At 70.1% G+C, this 6,254-nt stretch carries 7 protein-coding genes and 1 pseudogene; 4 read left to right on the top strand and 4 right to left on the bottom strand.

Annotated features, from left to right (window positions below):
• Positions 1 to 220: segregation/condensation protein A (locus VJ693_RS01805; RefSeq protein ID WP_324151753.1), on the top strand; the 220-nt coding region annotated here is incomplete at its 5' end.
• A gap of 149 nt (positions 221 to 369) precedes the next feature.
• Here the strand turns inward: VJ693_RS01805 and ubiT are convergent.
• From ubiT to VJ693_RS01785, 4 genes are read right to left on the bottom strand one after another with little or no spacing between them, the layout of a single operon-like run.
• A complete protein-coding gene (ubiT, locus tag VJ693_RS01800) occupies positions 370 to 834 on the bottom strand; it encodes a ubiquinone anaerobic biosynthesis accessory factor UbiT (protein WP_324151752.1) in 465 nt (154 codons plus the stop codon).
• On the bottom strand, positions 831 to 1,769 hold the full coding sequence (locus VJ693_RS01795; protein WP_324151751.1) for a U32 family peptidase: 939 nt from the start codon (positions 1,767 to 1,769) through the stop codon (positions 831 to 833). Before VJ693_RS01795 ends, ubiT begins: the two co-directional genes overlap by 4 nt.
• A gap of 4 nt (positions 1,770 to 1,773) precedes the next feature.
• Positions 1,774 to 2,784 (bottom strand): ubiquinone anaerobic biosynthesis protein UbiU, encoded by a 1,011-nt coding sequence (ubiU, locus tag VJ693_RS01790; protein WP_324151750.1) that lies wholly within the window; start codon positions 2,782 to 2,784, stop codon positions 1,774 to 1,776.
• Positions 2,781 to 3,575 carry a Crp/Fnr family transcriptional regulator gene (locus VJ693_RS01785; RefSeq protein WP_324151749.1) on the bottom strand — a complete coding sequence of 265 codons (795 nt, stop codon included), beginning with the start codon at positions 3,573 to 3,575 and terminating at the stop codon, positions 2,781 to 2,783. The genes ubiU and VJ693_RS01785 overlap by 4 nt, the downstream gene beginning before the upstream one ends.
• 224 nt (positions 3,576 to 3,799) lie before the next feature.
• Between VJ693_RS01785 and VJ693_RS01780 the strand changes: the two genes are divergently transcribed.
• From VJ693_RS01780 to VJ693_RS01770, 3 genes and pseudogenes are all read left to right on the top strand, one after another.
• Positions 3,800 to 5,830: a ribonucleoside triphosphate reductase gene (locus VJ693_RS01780; RefSeq protein ID WP_324151748.1), complete on the top strand. Its 2,031-nt coding sequence runs from the start codon at positions 3,800 to 3,802 to the stop codon at positions 5,828 to 5,830.
• A 38-nt stretch (positions 5,831 to 5,868) separates the two neighbouring features.
• Positions 5,869 to 6,078: an anaerobic ribonucleoside-triphosphate reductase gene (gene nrdD, locus VJ693_RS01775; protein WP_324151747.1), complete on the top strand. Its 210-nt coding sequence runs from the start codon at positions 5,869 to 5,871 to the stop codon at positions 6,076 to 6,078.
• Positions 6,071 to 6,254: pseudogene (locus VJ693_RS01770) on the top strand (anaerobic ribonucleoside-triphosphate reductase activating protein); the annotation flags it as partial. The gene nrdD and the pseudogene VJ693_RS01770, both read left to right, overlap by 8 nt.

Genomic DNA, 6,254 nt, shown 5'->3' with positions numbered 1-6,254 from the left:
GCAGCTCTCGGTGCGCGAGTACATGAGCGTCGTGCTGCGCCGCCTGCAGGGCCAGCGTTTCGTCGAGTTCGAAGACCTGTTCGACGTGACCCGCGGTACCCCGGTGATGGTGGTCACCTTCATCGCGATGCTCGAGCTGGCACGGGAGCGTCTGCTCGAAATCACCCAGGCCGAGGCCTTCGCGCCGATCTACGTGCGCCTGACCTACACGCCGGCCTGAGCCGCCGACGGGGCCGCCGCCAGAGCCCACAAGGCGCTCCGCAGGAGCCGCCGCCCATCAAGTGGCGTGCGCGTATCCGGCTCTGCAGGTCCGCTGCGCGAGCCCCCTCGGGGGGGGGCAGCGACCGGAAGGGAGCGTGGGGGCCTACTTCACCGCCACGGCAACCAGCCCGGCCCGATCGCGTCCAGGGTGTTCTTCAGCACCAGGCCGAGTTCGGTGTCGCCCTCCATCACGAGGCGGCGGTCGAAGAACAGGCGGTCGGGGTCGGCATCGCCGCGGGCGAGTTGCCAGAAGGCCTCGGACGTGGCCTCGATGCGCAGTGCGGGCTCGTCGCCGCCGCCGCTGGCGCCGAAACCGGTGGGACCGAGGCGCAAGCGCACGCGCAGCCCGAAGTCACGCACGGTCAGGCCGACCACGCGGCCTTGCAGCGCCTGGCGTGCATCATCCGGCAGGCGCGGCAGCAGCCACCGGTTGAGGGCCAGTGCGAAGAGCGCCGAGGGTGGCTGGGGCGGCAGGCGCTCGACGAGGTCGGCGGCGCGGCGGTGCACTGGGGCCAGCCAGCCGGGCATTCGGGGCGGCAGCGGGCGCAGACCGAGGTTCAGCGTCGGGTTCATCGAGGGGCGCTCCATTGCATGCCCGGCAGCCGCCGCGCGTAGCCGTTGCTCAAGGGGGTTGGCACGCCGGACCTCGACCAGGCCTCGGCGCGGCCGCCGGCCGGCTCGCCGTGGTTGAAGACCGCATCGAAGTCGCGCAGCACTTGGCCGAAGCCTTGCGAGCAGGGCGACAGCCGCAGCCGCTGCACGCCGGCGGCGCGCAGCGCCGCGCCATCGGCCAGCAGGCATTGCACGCCGGCGGACTGGGTCTGCGTGCCGTTGAGCACGAGAAAGGGTTCGCGCTCGGCGGTGAGCATCGGCAGCCCATCCGGGTCGCCGAGGCAGCGGTACTGGCAGGCATCCTTCGCGAGCTGGTGGTGGCGCGCGGTGAAGCAGCGGGCCGAGAACGAAAGCGGCACCCGGCCGAAGGCCCAGGCTTCGGTCTCGATCGTCTGGCCCTGCGGCGTCTGGACCCGGTCGTCCGGCGGGTTGACCAGGCCGACCGCATCCAGCGGCAGCTCGATCGGCGCCACCCAGCGTGTCGCGCCCAGGCCCGCATGTTCGGCCAGGGCCGCGCGGCTGTAGATGTTCAGGTGCGGCCCCAGCACGAGCGGCACGCGGCCGGCAAGCAGTTGAAGCGTCGATGCATCGGCTGCCTCGACGGCGAACTCCGTCTGCTCGCCCTGACGCTCGATCAGCCGCAGGTCGGCTTCGGTCTCGACGAGCGCCTGCGCGGCCAGCACGACCGTCTTGCCGGCCTGCGCCAGCTCGCGGCCCAGGGCCAGCCAGTCGTCCAGCCGCAGCTCGCGCCGGCGGGCGCACACCGCCTCGCCGATCACCAGGGTGTCGGCCGGGCTGTCGGCCAGCTCGGCATAGAACTGAAGCAGCGTGGCGCGCGGCCAGAAATAGAGCACCGGGCCGACGGTCAGGCCGACTGGAAAGGAGCGTGAGGGCATCATGTCAGCGCCAGGGGCGGTCGTAGGCGCCCAGGGTCTGCTGCTGGCCCTCGGCGTGGTGGGCCAGGGTTTCGGTCCAGTCGGGCGCGACGGTGTAGGGCGCATCGGCCATCGCCGCGTCGATGGCCGCACGCCAGACGCGGGTGACCTGCTCGACATAGGCGGCGCTGCGCTGCCGCCCCTCGATCTTGATCGCCGCGACGCCGATGTCGATCAGCCGCGGCAGCAACGCCAGGGTGTTCAGGCTGGTCGGCTCCTCCAGCGCATACTCGCGCCGGTCCTCGACCAGGAAGCGGCCCTTGCACAGCGTGGGGTAGCCGCGTGGCTCGTCGGGCGCGTAGGTGTCGATCAGCACCTCGTTCAGCCGCGCCTGCACGCCATCCGGCCCGTTGTGCCAGCGCACGGCCGACGCTGGCGAGCAGACGCCGGCGTTGTTCGGCGAGCAGCCGGTGGCCCAGGACGACAGCGTGCAACGGCCCTCGACCATCACGCACAGGCTGCCGAAGCCGAAGACCTCGATCTCGGCGCCGGTGTGGCGTGCCACCTGCGCCACCTGCTCGATCGTCAGCACGCGCGGCAGCACCGCGCGCTGGATGCCGTAGCGTTGGCGGTAGAACTCGATCGCCGCGTGGGTGGTCGCCGACGCTTGTACAGACAAGTGCAGGCGCAGATCCGGATGGTGCTCGCAGCACCAGGCCATCACCGCGCTGTCGGCCGTGATCAGCGCATCGGCGCCGAATGCGACGGCCTTGTCGGCCGCGCGGTACCAGGGCGAAGGGTCGCGCGCATCGGCGAAGGTGTTCAGCGCCATCAGCACCTTCGCTCCGCGCGCATGCGCGTGGGCCACGCCGTCGCGGATCTGCGCGTCGTCGAAGTTCAGGCCGGCGAAATTGCGCGCGTTGGTTGCATCCTTCAAGCCCAGGTAGACGGCATCGGCACCGGCGTCGATGGCGCACTGCAGGGCCCGCAGCGAGCCGGCCGGGCAGACGAGTTCGGGGCGCCTCCTGCTCGTCATCGGCCCGTTTCTTTCTGCGCCGGCGCCGGGAAGGCCAGGCGCTGCAGCGCCGGCAGATCCTGCACCGCGAGCTCGTAGCCATTGACGACGACGACGCCTGCGTCAGACAGGCGGCGCAGCGCGCGCGACAGCGATTCCGAGGTCATGCCCAGTTGCTGCGCGATCGCCTGCTTGCGCTCGGGCAGCACGAAGTGCACCGCCACGCCGGGGTCGCCCGGCGGCAGCCGCCGCAGCAACCAGCGCGCGAGCCGTGCGGAGACATCCGCGCTGACGATGTCGTGCAGGCTGTCGTTCAGCTCACGCACGCGGCGCGCCAGCACCGCGGCGTAGGCCTGCGGAAAGGCCGGGTCGAAGCTGCAGGCCTCGTTCATCGCCGCCAGCGGCACGGCGAGCAACTCGACCATCGTGCGGCACTCGGCCTGCTCCAGCCAGGTGCCGGGGCTGGTCATCGCGCCGGCCGTCTCGAGCCATTCGCCTGGCCCGATCGAGCGCTTCTCGACGAAGTGCCCGTCGGCCCCCCGCGTGCCCAGGCTCATCGTGCCCTGGCGCACCAGCCACCACGAGGGCTCGGGCCGGCGCGGCGAGGAGAACAGGAAGGGGCCGGGCTCGCAGCGCACGAGGCGGGCGGCGTTGGCGAGGTGCTGCAGCGCCGCGCTGGAAGGGTGGGCGGGCGCGAACGCCGCGCGCAGCAACTCCACGTCGGGCGCGGGCTCGGCAGGTTGCGCATGCCAGGGGCGCAGCGCATGGCGGCCGACGATCAGGTCGGTGGATGTGGTGTGGGTGTCAAGCATGCCGATCTCCTCGAGAAGGGGTGGCGATGAGTGCCACTGTGCAGACGCGTTCGCAACGTGGATTTGTCCCAACACAAGAGTCTTTGCCGGCCACGGGCCTTCTAGGGGTCCACCCGAATACGCGCCCGCACAAGCACATTGCGGCACATCAAAGCGCTGCGCACGAGGCGCTTCCTACACTACATATAGCGTCCATCATTCATCGACACACTACATATAGGGCCATGAACGAGCACACAGCACTGACCCACGCGGCCCCGGTCGCCGTCATCAAGCGCGAGGGCCGCACGGTCGCCTTCGACGCCTCGAAGATCGCCAGCGCCATCGAGCGCGCGGGCGCGGCCACCGGTGAGTTCGGGCCCGAGCGCGCGCAGGGGCTGACCGCCACGGTGACCGAGCGGCTCGCGCGTCGCGTGACCGGCGTCGAGCAGATCCAGGACGAGGTCGAGCGCGTGCTGCTGGAGGGCGGCCACCTCGCCACCGCCCGCGCTTACATCGCTTACCGCGAGCAACACCATGCCCTGCGGCGCGATCGCCAGGTGGCGCTGGATGTCGAGCGCTCGGTCAACGAGTACGTGGCGCGCGAGGACTGGCGCGTCAATGCCAACGCCAACCAGGGCTACTCGCTCGGCGGGCTGATCCTCAATGTCTCGGGCAAGGTGGTGGCTAACTACTGGTTGAGCCACGTCTACCCGCCCGAGGTGGGGCTGGCGCACCGCGAGGCCGACATCCACATCCACGATCTGGACATGCTCTCGGGCTACTGCGCCGGCTGGTCGCTGCGCACGTTGCTGCACGAGGGCCTGAACGGCGTGCCTGGCAAGGTGGAGGCGGCGCCGCCGAAGCATCTGTCCAGCGCGGTCGGCCAGATCGTCAACTTCCTCGGCACGCTGCAGAACGAGTGGGCCGGCGCGCAGGCCTTCAGCTCGTTCGACACCTACCTCGCGCCCTTCGTGCGCAAGGACGGCTTGGGCTACGACCAGGTCCGCCAGTGCCTGCAGGAGTTGATCCACAACCTCAATGTGCCCTCACGCTGGGGCACGCAGACGCCCTTCACCAACCTGACCTTCGACTGGACCTGCCCCGAGGACCTGCGCGAGCAGGTGCCGGTGATCGGTGGCCGGGAGATGCCGTTCACCTACGGCGAGCTGCAGGCCGAGATGGACATCATCAACCGCGCCTACATCGACGTGATGATGGCCGGCGACCTGAAGGGCCGCGTCTTCACCTTCCCGATCCCGACCTACAACATCACGCCCGATTTCGACTGGGATCACCCGAACACGCTGCCGCTGTTCGAGATGACGGCGCGCTACGGCCTGCCCTACTTCCAGAACTTCCTCAATTCCGACCTGCAGCCGCACATGGTGCGCTCGATGTGCTGCCGGCTGCAGCTCGACTTGCGCGAACTGCTCAAGCGCGGCAACGGCCTGTTCGGCTCGGCCGAGCAGACCGGCTCGCTCGGCGTGGTCACCATCAATTGCGCGCGGCTGGGCTACCTGCATGCCGGCGACGAACCCGCGCTGCTGCAGCGCACCGACGAGCTGATCGACCTGGCCGTCAACAGCCTGGAGATCAAGCGCAAGGTGATCCAGGGCCACATCGACAACGGCCTGTTCCCCTACACCAAGCGCTACCTCGGCACGCTGCGCAACCACTTCTCGACGCTGGGCGTGAACGGCATCAACGAGATGATCCGCAACTTCACCGAAGACCTCGAGGACATCACCACGCCCTGGGGCGAGGCCTTCGCGCTGCGCTTCCTGGACCACCTGCGTGCGCGCATCGTCGAGGTGCAGGAGCGCACCGGCCACCTCTACAACCTGGAGGCCACGCCCGCCGAGGGCACGACCTACCGCTTCGCGAAGGAAGACCGCAAGCGCTTCCCCGCGATCCGCCAGGCCGGCACGGCCGAGCAGCCGTACTACACGAACTCGTCGCAACTGCCCGTCGGCTACACCACCGATCCCTTCGAGGCGCTGCACCGGCAGGACGAGCTGCAGCGCAAGTACACCGGCGGCACGGTGCTGCACCTGTACCTGGGCGAGCAGGTCTCGTCGGCCGAGGCCTGCCGCGCGCTGGTGCGGCGCGCGTTGACCAAGCACCGCCTGCCCTACATCACCGTGACGCCGACCTTCTCGATCTGCCCGACCCACGGCTACCTCGCCGGCGAGCACGCCTTCTGCCCGCACTGCGACGAGGAAGCGCTGGCGCGCAAGAAGCGGCGCGCCGCCGAAGCCCCGGCCGCCGCCTGACGCCTTCCCTGCCCCCCACCAACCACAAGGAGCCTGACTTGAGCCACAGCCTGACCCCCCTCGTCCACCCCGAACTCCACGAACAAGAGCGCCAGCGCTGCGAGGTCTGGACCCGCGTGATGGGCTACCACCGCCCGAAGTCCTCGTTCAACATCGGCAAGCAGGGCGAGTTCGCCGAGCGGCGCTATTTCGACGAACCGGGCGAGGCGCCTGCCCAACGCGCCTGTCTCTGCGAAGCCGGTGCTTGAGCTGGGCGGCTTCCAGCCGTTCTCGACGACCGACTGGCCGGGCCAGTTGTGCGCCGTGGCCTTTGTCCAGGGCTGCCCCTGGCGCTGCGGCTACTGCCACAACCCCGGCCTGCAGTCGCGCCAGCGGGCGGCCGGCGCGCCGCGCTGGCCCGAGGTGCAGGTGCTGCTGCAGCAGC

It is taken from the genome of Ideonella sp., from assembly GCF_035254525.1.
Classification (GTDB): Bacteria; Pseudomonadota; Gammaproteobacteria; order Burkholderiales; family Burkholderiaceae_C; genus Ideonella.
This window is presented reverse-complemented; position numbering and strand designations above follow the sequence as displayed.

Coding starts and splice junctions, on each gene's coding strand:
- ubiT (WP_324151752.1), bottom strand. CDS start 834: ATGAACCCGACGCTGAACCTCGGTCTGCGCCCGCTGCCGCCCCGAATG.
- VJ693_RS01795 (WP_324151751.1), bottom strand. CDS start 1,769: ATGCCCTCACGCTCCTTTCCAGTCGGCCTGACCGTCGGCCCGGTGCTC.
- ubiU (WP_324151750.1), bottom strand. CDS start 2,784: ATGACGAGCAGGAGGCGCCCCGAACTCGTCTGCCCGGCCGGCTCGCTG.
- VJ693_RS01785 (WP_324151749.1), bottom strand. CDS start 3,575: ATGCTTGACACCCACACCACATCCACCGACCTGATCGTCGGCCGCCAT.
- VJ693_RS01780 (WP_324151748.1), top strand. CDS start 3,800: ATGAACGAGCACACAGCACTGACCCACGCGGCCCCGGTCGCCGTCATC.